The following is a 16,841-nucleotide window of genomic DNA, read 5'->3' as shown; positions in this document are numbered from 1 at the left end:
AATTCCCATTCAAGTGAAGCGATAGCTGACGAAGCATACGCATGAACTTGAACGGGGCCCGAAGGAACATAACATGAACTTCGCAAGCTCAACCCACTTATCGAACTTCGCATCCAGTTTTCAGGGTACAAATTTCTGTTGCAATTTGCGCGGGATTTGATTATATTAATTCTTGTCCCCATACGGAGGGACAGGCTGCAACGGGACGTAGCTCAGCTTGGTAGAGCACCTGGTTTGGGACCAGGGGGTCGCATGTTCAAATCGTGTCGTCCCGACCACGAACCTAACATCAACGGCAGGAACCTTAGCGGTTCCTGTTTTTTAATATGGCGAGGGACGGATGTGTCGGCGCGCTTGGAGAAGAGCTGGGTCATATTCAAGAGGGAAGAAAAGCGGGAGCGCATCCTGATCGACAAACACGCGAGGCTCGCGCAGCAAGCCGCGCCGGCGCCTTACCCGATGCTGGCGACGGTAGCTATCTATACATACGGAGCGGCGGAGTCCAAGGAACAGAGCCAGCAATTGACCGGCAAGATCATGCAGCTGCACCAGCGATTCGAACAGGCGGTGGATCGCGAGGGCGAAGGGCGGTTCGTCGGTCGGATCGAGTCCGAAACCCGACTCGAGTTGTACTTCTACGTGCAGGACGAGCGGGCGGCGAAAGCCAAACTAGAGGCCTGCTTCAATCCACCGGAGCCGTTCCGCTATGCGGTGTCGGTTCGGGAGGATGCCGAATGGAGCTTGTACGATTACTTGCAGCCGACGGAACGGGAGAGGCATCTATCCGGCAACGTGAGCGGACTCGCCTCCTTGTCGAGCCAAGGCTATCAAGTGCAGGTCGAGGCCAAGCTGCAGCACTATATGAGATTGCCGAGCCGGGAAGCGCTCCAGACGATCAAGGACAAATTGAGCCGGCAAGGCTATAAGATCGAGAACGTGGACTTCGACGATGCCAAGAGCGGCTGGCCGCATGTGCTGCAAATAAGCACCGTCTGTCTGCTGACCGAAGATGCGCTGAACAGCCAGTCCGGCCAGCTGTTCGACGAGTTGTCGAAGGTCGGGGGCAAGTACGAGGGCTGGGGGCTGGTGCCGAAGATGACGGTGGCCGCGAAGCTCCGCTCCTACGGAGGCATGCTGCGGTTCATCGGAGTGATGACGGTCACCGTAATCATCTTCGGGCTGCTCGGCATGTATTTGCTGGACGGGCAGCCGACCCGGCTAGGGCGGTGGCTGGGCACCGAGACGGAAGCCGTGAGCCAATTCAAGTCTCCGCTTAAGGTAAACAGCCGTGTGCCGTCGACCAGCTTTGAGGACCATTTGGGCAATGTCCTTCAGTTGGGGAATACCGGCCGTCCGGCGGTGATCAATTTCTGCGACGTCATCTTCGAGCCGTGCCAGGACGATTACTTGCAGATGCAAGAGATGGCGAGCGCGTATATGGAAAAGCTTGATTTTTACACCGTTCAGCTGGCCAGAGACAATACCTTTCTAAATGAGCATCCTTCCGTCTATCCGGTGCTCCTCGACGAAGAGATGGCGGTCTACAAAAGCTATGGGGCAAATCGATTTCCGATCTCATACATAGTAAATGGCAATGGAATTGTAGTGGAAGTGGTCGGCCCCGGACGTTCGGTGAACCGAGAGGATATGGAATACGTGCTGGGAAAAATGGAATCGAATAAATGAGACTAAAGCAGGAGTCTGGGTAGGCTTCTGCTTTTTGTTTGAGCGCTCATGATAGGCCAGAAGTTGGAGATACTGGTTAGGGACGGGCGGTTTGGTTGACACTCCTCCGGCAATATGGTTCATTTATTGATGACAGCTACAAAAGAGTAAGGGGTAAATGGCCGCATGAAAAGAAGTCGAATGAAAATGGCTTGCGGCATCGTATTGACTGCACTGCTATTGGCAGCCTGTGACCGATCCGTGCAACCGGCGACCCTTCCGATCCCATCGTTATTGCCGCCCAGTCTACAGACCTCATCGGTTCCCTCTCAAGAGCAGAGCAGGACGGCGCTGCAGCGCTTCGTCTCCGAGCGCATGAACGGCCCGGACGGCGTCTACACGAACTTCAGGGATACCGAACAGTCGGGGGAGCTGGCGACCGGCCACGAGGTGCTCAGCGAGTCGACAGGACTCCTGATGCGCTATTATGCCCTTCAGAAGCTGCGAAGCGAGTTTGACGCCGAATGGGCGAAGGCGAAGCGAGTACTGGATATGAAGAGCGGCTTCAGCTACCGGTACAGCCCGAACAAGCAGAAGCGATACCCGCTGAATGCGGCTGTCGACGATCTAAGAATCATTCGAGCCTTGTATGAAGGAGCTCATCTGTTCCAAGACACCGGTCTGAAGGTTGAGGCGGATACATACGGCAAACGGTTTATAGACTACAACACGAAAAGCGGCTACATGTACGATTTCTACGACGAGACTTATAAGACGACCAATTCCTTCATCACGCTGTGCTATACCGACCTCAAGACGATGCAATTGTTGCCGATGCCCGACGAACAAAAGACGGAGCTGACCAGGAATATGCTCGGGGTTGTGCAGAACGGCTACCTCTCGGAGAAGTTTCCATTCTATGAGACGCGCTACGACTACAAGAACCGCAGCTACAGCTCGGACAACATCAACATGGTGGAATCGCTGCTTACCGTTTTAGCGCTCTCGGAAGTGGGTAAGCATCAGCCGGCCAGTGTCCGTTATTTGAAGGAGCACGTGAAGGCCGGGACGCTATTCGGCCAATACACGAAGGAAGGCAAGCCGACCAATGACATCCGCTCGACGGCGATTTATGCGATCGCGGCGATGATCGGCGTACAAGTCGGTGACCGCGCGCTCTATGAGGACGCCCTCCGCCGGATGGGCGAATTCCAAGTGAAGGACCCGATCAGCCCGCTCTACGGCGGCTACGGGGATCCGGCCACGCAAGCGGCGTTCTCCTTCGATAACTTAATGGCGCTGCTGGCTCACGCCTACTGATTCTGGAGAGGGGGAAGCGGCTGTGAGAGCCAAACGAAGTCGATTCCCGAATCCTTATCGCTACTTGTCCCTCAGCCGCTTCTTGACGCCTGCGCAGCTCGCGGCGATCGGAGTGCTCGTCGTCTCCGCGATCGCCCTGCTGCTGCGACCGGTCGTCGGACTCGCAGACAACGGCGACTATTTCCGCATTTTGTACAGCAACGGCCTGTACTTCAACCGGCCGGACTATGACAGCCAATACTTGGGCTATTTCGTAAGACAATTCGGCATCCTGCAATATTTCAACGAGAACGGAGCGCTGCTCGCTTCCTCGCAATCGATTTTCATCCGGGCGGCGGTATGGCTCAATCGATTGGTTTACGACTCCCAAGTGTTCGATATTCGGTTCCAAGCCGTGCTGTACATCCTTCTCTACTCGGCAGCCGTCTTCTTGTTGGTAGAAAGCTTGACGTGGAACATTCATCGGAAATACGGGTACGGAATCGCCGCGTTGGCGGTGTTCGTATTCGGGGATACGGGCTATACATCGTTTTTTAATTCCTTTTATAGCGAAAGCGTTGTCTTGATTGCAACCATGACGATGTTCGCAACCGGTCTGCTGTTTTACCGCAACCGGTACAACGACTATGTGCTGATGGCGATTTTTCTAGGGAGCTCCCTGCTGCTCACAACGAGCAAACAGCAAAACGCGCCGGTCGGCATCGCAATAGCCATAGTGGGCCTCTTGTTCATCTACCTTAGAAAAGAAAGCGTGTATCGGGTGCTGACGGCAGCCTCGCTCGGCCTGATCTTATTCGCCGGCGTTGCTACCTACGTGCTGATTCCGCAGCAGTTCGTGAACATCAACAAATACCACGCCATGACGCGCGGAGTGATGATGGAGGCCGGCAATCCGGAAAAAGCGCTCGATCAATTCGGCATCGATCCCCAGTATGCGATACTGAACAAAAGCATCTATTACGAGCCCTTCACAACGGTGGATGTCAACTCGGGATTGCTGCAGCGGCATTTTTACGATCATTACGGCTTCGGCTCGATTCTGCTCTATTACGCGCTTCATCCCGATCAAGGCATCCAGATGCTGGACGCCGCCGCTAGAAGCGCCTTCACGATCCGACCGATCGGCATCGGCAACTACGAGCAGGCGGTTGGCAAGCCGTTCGGCGCGCAAACGAACTTCTTCACCGCGTACAGCTGGCTGAAGGATGCGGCTGCTCCCAAGACGTTCGGCTTCATCGTGATATGGGCGATCGTGGTCATCGGTGTCTATGCACCATCCTTCGTCCTTGCGGTGCGCAAGCGACAGCTCCGACCAGCGCTGCGTTTGCCCCTGCTTCTCATGATGATGGTGGTCGGGCTGAGCGGTATCGTCGTGTCGCTGATCGGCGCAGGGGATGCCGACCTGGCCAAACACGAATTTCTGTTCACGGCGGCGTTCGATCTCGTGTCGTTCGTCACCGTCTCGGATTTGTTCCGGCGCCGGCTATGGCGGGGCGAGACGGAAGGCGGGGTGCAGCGGCCATGAACGGTTGTCCGGATAACCGACTGAGAGCGGTTGTGAAGCTGCTGATGGTGCTGATTCTCCTCGCTGGCATCTTGCCTTCGCCGAACGTTCGAGCCGCGGAAGCCCTTCCGTCCGCCCCTAAAGTGCTGCTCGTTTACGACAGCCTGGCGAAAGGAACGGCGCTGGAAGGCAACATCGAAACGATGCAGCGGGTACTCGCTTCCTTCGGCGCAATGGTAAGGCTGCTGCCGGTTGAGCAGTACAAGACCGGTACGATGCAGGGCTACGCTTATGTGATAGGCGTCCGAAATTCGTCCGATCCGACGATGGCGCCGCCGGAGTATGAGCGGGAGCTGCAGCAATTTAGCGGCGGGTACCTCCATATCGGGCTGTCGCCGCCTTCTTTTGTCCAGGCCAAGCTAGGGCTGCAGCTCGCTTCCGCGGAGTCGCAAACATGGACGCTTGCGCTTGGACAGCTCACACAGAACGCTATTCGGGTCGGGAAGCTGCCTATCATTGTCCAGCATAGCGGCACGGCTTCAGGGGGACAGTGGACCTCGACGGCGAACCCGAATTGGATAAGCCCTTATGCAGTAAGAAGCGACCGTCTCGCGTATGCGAGCTATATGGCGGGAGGGAATTTGAGCGAGACCGCGATCGCGCAAGTAGTTAGAGAATGGATGGGGGTAACCTCCGAATCCCGCACTTACTTGCTGTTCAAGGAAGTGTATCCGTTCTCCGACCTGAGGCTGCTGGAGCGGCTGGCCGATCAATGCTACAGCGCAGGCATCCCATTCATCGTCAGCGTACGTCCGGTGTTCCACAACCTGGACTACCCCGCGATGGTGCGCTACTTGGAGACACTGAAATATGTCCAGTTCCGCAACGGCAGCATCCTGGTGAATGCGCCGGTCGTGGCGTCGACGATCAGCCAGGACACGCAGTCGCTCAAGCCGCTGATGAACGCTTTTCTCAATCGCTTGGCGGAATACGGCATCGCACCGTTAGGGATGGGAGCCGAGCTGTACTGGGCTTACGATCAGGTATACGCCAAGGACGGCATGGGCTTCTTCGACTCGGTCGTGCTGTTCCCGAACAGGCAGCTCATGCACCGGGCGCAGTTGGATACGTCGCAGCCGTTCGCATCGGCGCTGTACAGCTTGCCGCTAAGCCAGCTGGAGGAGTACGACCGGACAGGGAAGGTGATGCAGCCCTTTCCGACCGATACGGCGCTCACGCTCGATATGTACGAGAGCGAGACGGAGCTGCTGACATCGCTTCAGAAGCTCGTCCGTAGCTGGATCACGTTTGCCGAATACAAAGAAATGCCGCATGCGGTACGCACGGAGCTGAATACGATCGTTTCCGACAAAGGTGCCCTGGTGCTGAACGGGGTGACCGTGGGGCTGGACGACAAGCTGATGGAAGTGAGCGACGAATACGCCTACGTCCAGGAGCGGGAGGCCGCCTTCGCCCGGCTGTTCAACTTCCAGAATACGGTGTTCATTGCGATCATTTTGTTCACCTTAGCGGTGTTCGGCGTCTTTTTCCTGATTGGCTATCGATTGTACAAACGCAAGTATTACAAGTAACGGGATAAAGGAGCCGACCATGACGATTTCGGACATCCTCATGCTGATCGCGGTCATCTGCATCTGGTCCTTGCTGCTGGTGAACGTGGTTCTGATCATAGCGGGTTATATGTACTACATCCAGGGCGAAGGAGAGCGGGTGCCGGCCATCCCCGAGGAGCCGCCGTTCGTCACGATCATGGTGCCCGCGCATAACGAAGGCAAAGTGATCATCAAGACGGTGGAAGCGCTGCTCGCGCTCGATTACCCTTGGGACCGCTACGAAATTATCGTCATTAACGACAATTCGTCCGACAACAGCAGCGAGCTGCTCGCGGGTCTGCAGGCGAAGCACGCCACTCGCAACCTGATCGTCATCAATACCGACAAGGTGACGGGAGGCAAAGGCAAGTCCAACGCGCTCAATATCGGCTTCGGGCGCAGCAAGGGTGAGCTGGTCGCGATCTATGACGCGGATAATACGCCGGAACGGAAAGCGCTCCGCTACTTGGTAGGCGAGATTATGAACGATCCGAAGCTGGGCGCCGTCATCGGCAAGTTTCGGACGAGAAATCGCGATGCCAGTCTGCTGACCCGCTTCATCAACATCGAGACGCTTTCTTTCCAATGGATGGCCCAAGCGGGGAGATGGAAGCTGTTCAAGCTGTGTACGATTCCCGGGACGAACTTCATCATGCGGCGTTCGATTATCGAGCAGATCGGCGGCTGGGACGTCAAGGCGATCGCCGAGGATACCGAGATCAGCTTCCGCATCTACATGATGGGCTACCGGATCAAGTTCCAGCCGAAGGCTGTCACATGGGAGCAGGAGCCGCAGACGGTGAAGGTGTGGTTCAAGCAGCGCACACGCTGGGCGAAGGGCAACATATATGTGATTGTCAAAAATATTCGATTGCTGTTCAACCCGGCGGCCAGACGCATCCGCTTCGATATTTTGTACTTTTTGTCCATCTATTTTCTGCTGCTGACTTCCCTTATCATGTCCGATACCTTACTCATCCTGCATGCCCTGGGCTACGTCCATACGACGATTGCCGGCTTCAGCTCCTTTCTATGGCTGCTGGCGATTACGCTGTTCATAGTAGGAACGTACATCACCCTGATTACGGAAAAAGGCGAGATGAAGCTGTCCAACCTCTGGATCATTATGCTCATGTACGTCTCGTATTGCCAAATGTGGATGGTCGTCGCCGCCTACGGTCTGTACGCCTATCTGAAGGATCAAGTGTTCAAGCGAGAAGCCAAATGGTACAAGACCGAACGTTATTAGGAAAGGGGAGATCATTGATGAAACGAAAAGCGTTGGCGGCCGTCCTGCTTGCGTCGCTTCTGCTAGTGACGCAGGCGGGGCAGCTGTTCGCGGCGGAGCTCGATCCGACGAAACAGCAGGCTTACGAGACGCCTTTCACCGATACGGCGGCTTCTTTGTTCGGCATTCTGCAGGCCAAGCAGCAGTTTTTTCAAATCGCCGATTATTGGAATGTCAGCGATATCAAGGTCAATCTCGATTATAAGGCGTCGCCGCTGCTCCAGAACGAGCTGTCCAGCGTTACGTTAGCGCTGAACGGCTCTACCTTTCATTCCTTCCGGCCGATGGCCAAGGATACGAAGCAGCGGCTGACCGTGAGCATCCCGGTCGAGCTGCTGGTCAAGGGAACCAATACGCTCTCGATCGAGAGCAATATGCAAACGGCGCTTCGCGACGAAGCGGTCTGCCGTCCGACCGACAACCGGGAGAGCTGGCTGCAGCTCTACGATACATCGGGTGTCGTTGTACAGTATACGACCAAACCCCTGGCCGGGGGCATCGGGGATTTCGCCCGCCACTTCGTCGGGCTGGACACGATGAATGCGGCGCAGAACGCGGTCGTCGTGCCCGCCAACGGCCAGCCCGCCGAGCTGGAGGCGGCCGTCTATGCGCTGAGCGGCTTTGCACGGTCGAACCCGCTCAAGGACAAGACGATTCCGCTGCTCACCATGGGCTCGGACGCCGCCAAGGAGAAGAAGCTGCTCGTCGCCATCGCGCTTTACGACAACCTGCCTGCCGATTTGAAGACCGGGCTGGCGCGGCAAAACTTCCAGAACGAGGCGCTGCTGCAGCTCGTCAATATGACCAGCCAGCCGACGCTGGTCATTACTTCGGCGAATCCCAGCTTGCTCGTGCTGGCCGGCCGCTACGCTGCGAATCAGACGCTGCTCGGTCAGCTCGATGCCGGGACGAAGGTCGTGATAGAGGGCACGGATGTGTCCTCGCCGGCGCTGCAGATCGGCAAGACGATTCCGCTGACCGAGTCCGGCGACAAGCTGACCGGAGCTAAGCACCGGACCCGCTCGTATTTCATCCCGCTGCCGGCCAATCGTTCCGTGGCCGAGGCAAGCAAGATCGGCCTCGACTTCCGCTATGCGAAAAACTTGGATTTCAATCGCTCAATGGTCACCGTCCTGATCAACGACGCGCCGATCGGCAGCAAAAAGCTGAACCCGAACTTGGCCGACGGCGATACCCTGACGCTGCCGATTCCGCAGAATTTGAATATAACGGGCAACTTTCCCATAACAGTCGCATTCGATCTGGAGTTGGCGAACAATACAGGCTGCATCCAAACCCAGAACGAAATGCCATGGGCATTCATTACAAAGGACTCGTTGTTGCAATTGAATACGAAGGATCGCACCGATTTGCTGTTCAACAACTACCCTTATCCGTTCCTGAGGGACGGCAGCTACAATCAAGTAGCGGTCGTGCTGCCGGAGGAGCGGGATGCGAACGTATATCAATCGCTGACCAACTTGTTTAATCTACTCGGGCAATTCGTGGAACGCAATTCCGGGGAGGTCCGGTTTTTCGGGCCGAATGTGGCGGCGACGGAGCTGAAGAACCGCAATGTGATGGCCGTGGGAACGTTCCGCAACAACAAGCTGATTCGCGACAACAACGAGAAGCTGTACTTTCGCTTCGACGTGAACGGCCAGACGATCCGCTCGAATGAGAAGATGAGCCTCGATTTCGATTATGGGAAACGAATCGGCGTGCTGCAGCTGACCGAGTCGCCCTACGGAGAGGCGCATGGCCTGCTCACGGTGACGGGTGTAACTCCGGAGCACGTAGCGCTTGCTTCCAAGCTGGTTGCCAATCAGAGCACAATGTGGAAGGTGTTCGGCGACGGCGTCATCACCGATAAGGACGGAAACATTCATGCATTCCGCTTTAAGCAGGAAGCAACGACGGGACCGGCGATAGGATTCAGTGAAGTGCTGGAGCGTACCGATGTGCTGAAATTTATGGTGGCGCTTATTCTCGTGCTGGTGCTCGTCCTCGTCTCGCTGATCTTCCTGATTCGCAAATACAGGCTGAAGCGGAGGGAAGGCCGATGAAACGCCATCAGAACAGCTTGATCGCCGACGGCGCTTTCCTGTTCCTCTTCCTGCTCTGCTTCGTCAGCATCTTGTTCGCGGCGGGCGATCCGAACCGTTACATCGAGAACATGATCCTGCTGAACATCGCCTTCCTGCTCGCGATCATCACTTATTTCACTACTGTGACGACCGGGCTTATCCTGAACATCGTGTTCCTGTTCGGCTACGGAACCTATACGCTGTACCAGACGGTCGTTATAGGGGAAATTGTCGGCAGCCAGACGTACTTCTGGTTGTTGCTTACGCCGGCCTATACGCTCGTAACCTGGATGCTGACGAACGCCTACAAAGTGCTGCAAACCGAGAACATGCGGCTGCAGCGGGCTAACGATACGCTGGCGACGATGGACGATAAGACCAATTTGAAAAACAGCCGTTCGTTCCAGAACGACGCTACGGTATTCATGGCGCTGTCGGTTCGGTACAAAATTCCGCTCACGCTGCTTATTATGAACGTCAAGTATTGGGATGAGCTCAAGCGGATGATCAGTGAAGATACGATGACGGAAGCGATCTACGATCTGTCCAAGCTGGGGGAGACGAGTATCCGGACGAACGATTCGCTCTACATGCTGAGCAAGGAAAACCCGACTTGGGGCTTGCTGCTGTTCACGGATCGCGACGGCGCTCAATTCGTCATCAACCGGTTGAACCAGAGCGTGGTGGAAATGAACACTATGTTTTCGGAAAAATATCGAATTGAGCTGAATTTGCGGATTGGCGCGACGCAGTACGATCCCCAGACAATCGAAACACCGCTAGACTTCATTGTTCAGGCAAGGAAGCAGCTGGAATACGATGTTTAAGAAGAGGCCATATGGATTCTCCGTCCGAGTTGTTTCAATTCGGGCGGTTTTTTCATTTGCGGAGGCTGCGTGGTACAATCATTCTACTGGCGTTTTACTAGATCGGGTTGCTAGAAAGGGGAGCGGATAAGGGTGAGGGAGAGAAAGATTGTAGGGCTGATGGTTGTGGCGGCGCTGTCGGGACTGCTATGTGCCGTCGGTTTAGGCTGGACGCTGTATGACTACTTCGGGCCGGCGTCTGCGGAGGCGCTGGATCAAGCGAAGCCACCGGCGGGTGCTGTGCCTGGAGCAAGCTCCACTCCGACATCCCCCGCGGCGCCAGCCTCCCCTTCGCCAGGCTCGGGTACCGCAACCCCGCCTGCCGCCTCGCAGAAGAGCGGCTTTCACGTAGCCGTGATCGGAGATTCGCTCGCACGAGGGACTGGAGATCCGGACGGCAAAGGCTTCGCCGGCTATTTGCTTGACGACCTGAAGCAGCGCATACCGCAAGGGCAGGGCATCGTGCTCGACAATTTTGGCGTTGACGGGCAGACGTCTGCCCAGCTGTCGACTGCGTTGCAGCAGCAGGCACCGCTGCAGGGGAAGGTCGCGGAGGCGGATGTTATCGTCGTCAGCATTGGCGCCAACGATTTGTTTCGTGGCGGCGACACGTTGCGGGATTTGAGCGCGGCGAACATCCAATCGATCGAAAGCGGGTATTTGGGCCGACTCGACGGCATCCTGAAGCAGCTGCGCCAGCGGAATGCGAACGCCAAGATTTTTCTGATCGGACTGTACAATCCGTTCATTGATTTCAAAGATACGACCGCCGTTACGACCAAAATCGTACGGGACTGGAATTATAAGGCGGCGGAGGTAGCCGCGCAAACTACGCAAACCGTGCTCGTGCCGACATTCGATTTGTTCCAGCTGAAGGTGCAGGATTACTTGGCTCGAGACTTGTTCCACCCGAATGCAGCCGGTTATCGGCTGATCGGCGAGCGTGTCGCAGCGCTTATTACTTGGTAGGAGGGAGGACCCGCGTATGAGCGAAATCACTCTGTCTGTACGGGGTTTGCGCAAGGTCATCGGCAAACGGGAAATCATCCAGGACTTGTCCTTCGAGCTGAAGCGCGGCGAAGTGTTCGGCTTCCTCGGCCCCAACGGCGCAGGCAAAACGACGACGATCCGCATGCTGGTCGGGCTTATTCGGCCGACGGCCGGGACGATCGCGATCTGCGGGTATGAGCTGCATCGGCATTTTGAACAAGCGATGAAGCATCTCGGCTGCATTGTGGAAAATCCCGAGCTGTACTCGTATATGACCGGGTGGAACAATTTGGCTTATTTTAGCCGGATGATCGAAGGTGTCGATGAGTCGAGGATCAAGGAAGTCGTTGAGTTGGTCGGACTAAGCGCAAGAATTCACGATCGGGTGAAAACTTATTCGCTTGGCATGCGACAGCGACTTGGAATTGCCCAGGCGCTGCTTGGGCGGCCGAAGGTGCTCATTCTCGATGAGCCGACGAACGGACTGGATCCGTCCGGTATTCGCGAGATGCGCCAATTCATCCGTTATTTGGCTGAGCGGGAAGTGTTGAGCGTGCTCGTGTCGAGCCACCTGCTCAGCGAAATCCAGCTCATGTGCGATCGGGTCGCGATCATGGCGAAGGGGCGGATCATCCGCGTGGATACGGTCGACCGGCTGCTCACGGAGCAGGAGCGGGTTAGCTGGCGGGTGACGCCGCTCTCGGCGGGGTTCGAGCTGCTGGCGAAGCTGGCCGGATCTGCGGAGCAGCACGGGGAAACGATCGTCACTCCGTATTCGGAGGAGCAGGTCGGACAGTGGAACCGGGCTTTGGTCGAAGCAGGCGTGTCCGTGCATGAGATGAAGCGCAAGCTGCCTTCCCTCGAGGACTTGTTCATTGAGCTGACTGGAGGGACGGGCATTGATTAATTTGGTTTATAACGAGATGGTGAAAGTGAACGGCAAACGCAGGCTGGTTGTCGTTGCTCTCATCATCGGTGTCCTGATCTCTGTTTTCACATATGCCCAATTTCGGCAGGCAGAGGAAAATCAGCGTCGTTTCGGCAGTGTCGATTGGCGCGTAGCGCTGGAGCAGCGTATCGCAAGCTGGGAAAATCGGATGAACAGCACCCGAACCGACGAAGCGTCGAAAGCCGAGCTTAAAATCCGCATCGAGCAGCACCAATATTATTTGGACTACAATGTCAATCCGTCTGAGCCAGGAGCGCCGACATTCGTGAGAGGCTTCGTGGAAAACGGGATCCAGCTGCTGCTTCCGCTGCTGATGATGATCGTCGCCGCCGACTTGGTCTCCTCGGAGCATAGTGCAGGTACGGTCAAGGTGCTACTGACGCGACCTGTGAGGCGATGGCGTATTTTGCTAAGCAAATACTTGGCCTTGTTGTTGTCTGTATCGATCATCATTTTGTTGTTCGCGTTGTTGTCGACGGTGATTTCGGGTTCCATCTTTGGGTTCCAAGGTTGGACGGCCCCGGTCATCACCGGGTTTGCGGTCGTCGGCGAGGCGCTTGACGCAACGCGAGCGCATTTGGTACCGCAGTGGCAGTACATTTTGATGGAGCTGGGGCTGGCATGGTATGTGTCCGTTGTCGTGGCGACGATTACGTTCATGTTGTCCGTCTTGGTGCGCACGACTGCGGCAGTGATGGGTATAATGCTGGCTTGCCTGATTGCGGGCACGATTCTGAATTCGATGGTGGCGTCTTGGGAGTCGGCCAAATATTTGTTCATGGTCAATTTGGAGCTGATCGATTACTTGGAAGACGCGGCCCCGCCGGTGGAAGGGATGTCGCTCGGTTTTTCGATGCTGGTGCTGCTCGTATGGGGGGCTTCGGCGCTTACGGTGGCGTTTGTTTCGTTTACTCGCAGAGACGTATATTGAGGGGAAAGACAATAAATGGACAAAAAGTATCGCCGTTCCGAGTGAAAAAGCCCCCTCAATCAATTACTTGCAATTTCTGCAAGTAATTGATTAGTCGCTCAGACATCTTGTTTGAACCTTCCTTGGAAGTAGTAGAAAAGATAAGGCAAAAGATAATGGACATAGGGAAAGAAGGATAAACAGCATGAGAGAACAACAAGAAGAGCTGGCGACGTTTGCCGGAGGATGTTTTTGGTGCATGGTGAGTCCGTTTGAGGAGCAGCCGGGGATTCTGGGCATCAAGTCCGGGTATATGGGCGGCGAGACGGAGAATCCGACGTATGAGCAAGTGAAGGAAGGGACGACTGGGCACGCGGAAGTTGTACAAATAAGGTTCGAACCGGCGTTGTTTCCGTATGAGCGACTTTTGGAGCTGTTCTGGCAGCAGATCGATCCGACCGACGAGGGCGGCCAGTTCCATGATCGGGGGACGCAGTATCGGACCGCTATTTTCACCCACAACGACCGGCAGCGGGAACTCGCGGAGCAATCCAAGCGGCAGTTGGAGACAAGCGGTATTTTCCATGCGCTGATTGTGACGGAGATCAGAGAAGCAGACGTCTTTTATCCGGCGGAGGACTATCATCAGGATTACCATAAGAAGAACAAGGCCCATTACAAAGAGGATCGGGCGAAATCCGGCCGGGATGTGTTTATTCGTGAGCATTGGGACAAGTAGCAGCAGCTTTTGCGGACCGGCCTAGCAGAATAAACGGATGCAGGCCAACGAGGCTTACGTCCGTTTTGTCATTTCCAAGCGATACTCGTAGTTCAGCTCGCATAGCGCTAACAACTCTTTTTTGCGACCTCGTTTGGGCTGGCTCAGCTTCACGTTCAAACGCTCTTTCGAATTGCCAGCCGCCGCTTCAGCTTCATTAGCGCCAACAACTACCGCCTCTGCAGCTGAAGGAAGCTCGAAGTTCGTAATGATCTCCATTGGCCGGAAGTCCATCCTCAACTGCTGCAGCAAAGCAAGTTTGGCGGAATTCCCCTGCATTCCTAACAAACCGAACTTCTCCGCCCAATTCACCCAATCCAGTCTCCGCCGAAGAGTCCCATCCTCCAGGTACGCTACTAATGCATATGTATCACCGAACCAGACAAACAACTCTCTGCGATCGCTGGGCTGATTGACGCTCTGTTTTTCTTGCATTTTGCCGATGGCGTCCAATTGCACCTTCAACCGCTGCGCCCGCTCGAAACGGAGCTGGTCCGCGAGCTGCATCATCCGTCGCTGCATATGCTGCACGATTGTCTCGAACGGCGCGTGCAGCAGTCGAAGCGCTTCCTGCAAGTTCGCCTCGTACCCCTCGATGCTGATGAGACCTTCGCAGATGCCGCCGCATGTCCCGCGCAAATAACGGAAGCAGCAACGATTCGGCATAGGAGAGCAGTCCGGCAAGTTAAAAGAGTCAATCGCATGTTCAAGAACACTATTCCGAATATGCCTGGTGTCGAAGGGGCCGATTTTTTCGGATAAGGGTGGGTCCTCATGGAATCTTTGGGCGGATCGATCCAGAAACCTAGTAGCATCATGGGCAACCAGCAGTCGAACCGGGCCCTCCGTAACTCCAATGTAGGACAGTACGGACGGTCCTTTTTTAAGTGCGCGGTTGAAGGGCGGCTGATAGTGTTTGATCAGCTCGCGTTCGAGCGTCAAGCTTTCACTTTCGGTCCGGACGAGGATCAGCTCGATATCTGCAATCAACGGGATCAGTCTTGCGGTCTTGTGGCGGTCCGGTTTCCCGTGAAAGTAAGAGGAGAGTCTGGCGCGCAGGTTGATTGCTTTGCCGATGTAGAGAATGTCTCCGTTTTGATTCAACATGATATAGCAGCCGGGGGTTTCCGGATACCGCTTCGGGTCGAAAGGGAAGACGGCGGGTATGTAGACGATCGGTTTTTGCCATTGGGATTTCGGTAGTCTGGGCATGTCCGACATCTCCTTCCTCGAACTTGGAAGATCCTCCTCTACAGTTCTACATGTCCAAAGTGCTATCCTGCTGGAAACGGGGGTGATTTTATCCGCCTTCGTGCCTGTTTTTGAGACTTGGTCCGGAGGACCCCGGCTCTGAACGGCCAGCCCTGCCTTCGCTCGGCAGGTGGCTCTTAATGCCCTGAATTTCAGACCTAAGGCGGGGATGAACAGACGTTCGATCCCGGGATTGTCGATCGATGTGTGATGAAAGCGCTATCTATATATAGTGCAAGGCTACTATCTTATCAGAATTAATGCGTTTGCACTATTTCAAGTGACGAATGCCGGCCTTATAGTTATTCTCAGCCAGAGAATATGTAAGGAAATGCCTTTCATTCGGGGCGATCCGACATACGAGTCAGATTATGGAATTATGGATTTGGGCATACCTTCTAACACAATTCGAGAAAAGTGAGTGGAAACCGATGAAGGTTTTTGCGGAAGAAATCCGTACCGGGGATTTTGCGGAGAAGGTGGGCATTTCCAAGTCGGACATTCGAAAGCTTCATGAGAAGTCGCATCAGAACGGCGTCCAACGGGATTCCATGCGGGTTCGGTTTCGGGTGCAGGGGAAAATGCTGGAACGGTTGATCGCGAAAAATCAGGTGCTGATGGACGTTATTCAGAAGCAGGGGTTGCTGAAGAAAAACTCGTTTTATTTCCCGAATCTGCTTATGGTGACGGACAGCAACGGTGTCATCCTGCATATTAGCGGGGACGAGCGGTCGATCTCCAACGCGGTGCGCATGAACAATATCGGCATCGGCTCGGCCATGTCGATCACGAGCGCGGGCACGAATGCGATCTCGGCGGCGATTGAGCTGCAGCGGCCGGTCTGGATCAGCGACGAGGATCATTATTTGGACACGATGCAGGATTGGGTCACGATGTGTGTGCCGATCCACAATTCGGAGAACCATTGTGTCGGGTATTTGGCGCTTTCGGCCGTGAGACATGTGTTTGCTCCGTTTTTGTACCCGTGCATCGAGTCGATTGCGCTCAGCATGGAGTACGAGCTACGCAAATCCGAGCTTCAGACGAAGTCGTGGCTCGTCGAAGAGGTGCTCGAGGAGCGGCTGAAGTCGTTCAAGCTGACCTTTCGCGAGAAAGAGATCGCCATGTATTGGCTGCTCGATTACGACTACAAGCAGATCGGCAAAGTGCTCGGCATCAGCGAAAACACGGTGCGGGTGTATGTGACGAAGATCAACAGCAAGCTGAAAGTGAACTCCAAGGCTTCCTTGATTTTGCGGGTGCTTGGTGCGATCTAGTAGGCTGCGATGGGCAAGCCGGTGTCTGCCTCTCCATTTGGAGGGCGGGCGCCGGTTTTTTTGATGGGTTTTGGGAGAGGAGAACGAATAGCCAACTTACGATTGGTAACTATCTGCAATTAGTTTGGTAATAGCGAACTTTGGATTGTTATAGGGCATAGTGAGGCATAGAGGGCAGAAAAATAGCTGATATCAGTTTGTTATTAGCGGATATTGGTTCGTTAGGCTGGGCAGGTGGGACGATAGAGCGGACTGGGCAGATAGGGCAGACAGGGCAGACAGGGCAGACAGGGCAGACAGGGCAGACAGGGCAGACAGGGCAGACAGGGCAGACAGGGCAGAC

General features: G+C 55.3%; 13 protein-coding genes and 1 tRNA gene. 13 read left to right on the top strand and 1 reads right to left on the bottom strand.

What is annotated here, in order from left to right:
* The first annotated feature begins 201 nt into the window (after nucleotides 1–201).
* The 12 genes from PKO02S_RS28280 to msrA all read left to right on the top strand — a co-directional run bounded on the left by PKO02S_RS28280 (nucleotide 202) and on the right by msrA (nucleotide 13,931).
* Nucleotides 202–278: transfer RNA gene (locus PKO02S_RS28280), tRNA-Pro, on the top strand.
* A 64-nt stretch (nucleotides 279–342) separates the two neighbouring features.
* A complete protein-coding gene (locus PKO02S_RS28275) occupies nucleotides 343–1,686 on the top strand; it encodes a DUF695 domain-containing protein (RefSeq protein ID WP_164821743.1) in 1,344 nt (447 codons plus the stop codon).
* 165 nt (nucleotides 1,687–1,851) lie between these two features.
* Complete coding sequence (locus PKO02S_RS28270) at nucleotides 1,852–2,985, top strand: hypothetical protein (RefSeq protein ID WP_127588385.1); 1,134 nt, start codon at nucleotides 1,852–1,854, stop codon at nucleotides 2,983–2,985.
* Nucleotides 2,986–3,007: 22 nt separating this feature from the next.
* Nucleotides 3,008–4,510, top strand: coding sequence for a glycan biosynthesis hexose transferase WsfD (gene wsfD / locus PKO02S_RS28265; RefSeq protein ID WP_174819966.1), 1,503 nt, complete (start codon nucleotides 3,008–3,010; stop codon nucleotides 4,508–4,510).
* Nucleotides 4,507–6,081, top strand: a complete 1,575-nt coding sequence (locus PKO02S_RS28260) for a hypothetical protein (protein WP_127588384.1) — start codon at nucleotides 4,507–4,509, stop codon at nucleotides 6,079–6,081. The genes wsfD and PKO02S_RS28260 overlap by 4 nt, the downstream gene beginning before the upstream one ends.
* A 19-nt stretch (nucleotides 6,082–6,100) precedes the next feature.
* Nucleotides 6,101–7,351 (top strand): glycosyltransferase family 2 protein, encoded by a 1,251-nt coding sequence (locus PKO02S_RS28255; protein WP_127588383.1) that lies wholly within the window; start codon nucleotides 6,101–6,103, stop codon nucleotides 7,349–7,351.
* Nucleotides 7,352–7,368: 17 nt separating this feature from the next.
* On the top strand, nucleotides 7,369–9,456 hold the full coding sequence (locus PKO02S_RS28250) for a cellulose biosynthesis cyclic di-GMP-binding regulatory protein BcsB (RefSeq protein ID WP_127588382.1): 2,088 nt from the start codon (nucleotides 7,369–7,371) through the stop codon (nucleotides 9,454–9,456).
* A complete protein-coding gene (locus tag PKO02S_RS28245; RefSeq protein WP_127588381.1) occupies nucleotides 9,453–10,304 on the top strand; it encodes a diguanylate cyclase domain-containing protein in 852 nt (283 codons plus the stop codon). The genes PKO02S_RS28250 and PKO02S_RS28245 overlap by 4 nt, the downstream gene beginning before the upstream one ends.
* A gap of 132 nt (nucleotides 10,305–10,436) precedes the next feature.
* Entirely contained in the window at nucleotides 10,437–11,312 is an 876-nt protein-coding gene (locus PKO02S_RS28240; protein ID WP_127588380.1) for a GDSL-type esterase/lipase family protein, read from the top strand.
* Between the two features lie 16 nt (nucleotides 11,313–11,328).
* Complete coding sequence (locus PKO02S_RS28235) at nucleotides 11,329–12,240, top strand: ABC transporter ATP-binding protein (RefSeq protein WP_127588379.1); 912 nt, start codon at nucleotides 11,329–11,331, stop codon at nucleotides 12,238–12,240.
* Nucleotides 12,233–13,213 carry an ABC transporter permease gene (locus tag PKO02S_RS28230; protein WP_127588378.1) on the top strand — a complete coding sequence of 327 codons (981 nt, stop codon included), beginning with the start codon at nucleotides 12,233–12,235 and terminating at the stop codon, nucleotides 13,211–13,213. The genes PKO02S_RS28235 and PKO02S_RS28230 overlap by 8 nt, the downstream gene beginning before the upstream one ends.
* Nucleotides 13,214–13,397: 184 nt before the next feature.
* Nucleotides 13,398–13,931, top strand: coding sequence for a peptide-methionine (S)-S-oxide reductase MsrA (msrA, locus tag PKO02S_RS28225; RefSeq protein ID WP_127588377.1), 534 nt, complete (start codon nucleotides 13,398–13,400; stop codon nucleotides 13,929–13,931).
* Between the two features lie 54 nt (nucleotides 13,932–13,985).
* On the opposite strand, the gene PKO02S_RS28220 is transcribed toward msrA, so the two are convergent.
* Nucleotides 13,986–15,182 (bottom strand): GIY-YIG nuclease family protein, encoded by a 1,197-nt coding sequence (locus PKO02S_RS28220; protein ID WP_164821742.1) that lies wholly within the window; start codon nucleotides 15,180–15,182, stop codon nucleotides 13,986–13,988.
* Nucleotides 15,183–15,652: 470 nt separating this feature from the next.
* On the opposite strand from PKO02S_RS28220, the gene PKO02S_RS28215 reads away from it, so the two are divergent.
* Entirely contained in the window at nucleotides 15,653–16,498 is an 846-nt protein-coding gene (locus PKO02S_RS28215) for a helix-turn-helix domain-containing protein (protein ID WP_164821741.1), read from the top strand.
* The last annotated feature ends 343 nt before the right edge of the window (nucleotides 16,499–16,841 follow it).

The organism is Paenibacillus koleovorans NBRC 103111 (assembly GCF_004000845.1).
Lineage (GTDB): Bacteria > Bacillota > Bacilli > Paenibacillales > NBRC-103111 > Paenibacillus_AA > Paenibacillus_AA koleovorans.
This window is presented reverse-complemented; position numbering and strand designations above follow the sequence as displayed.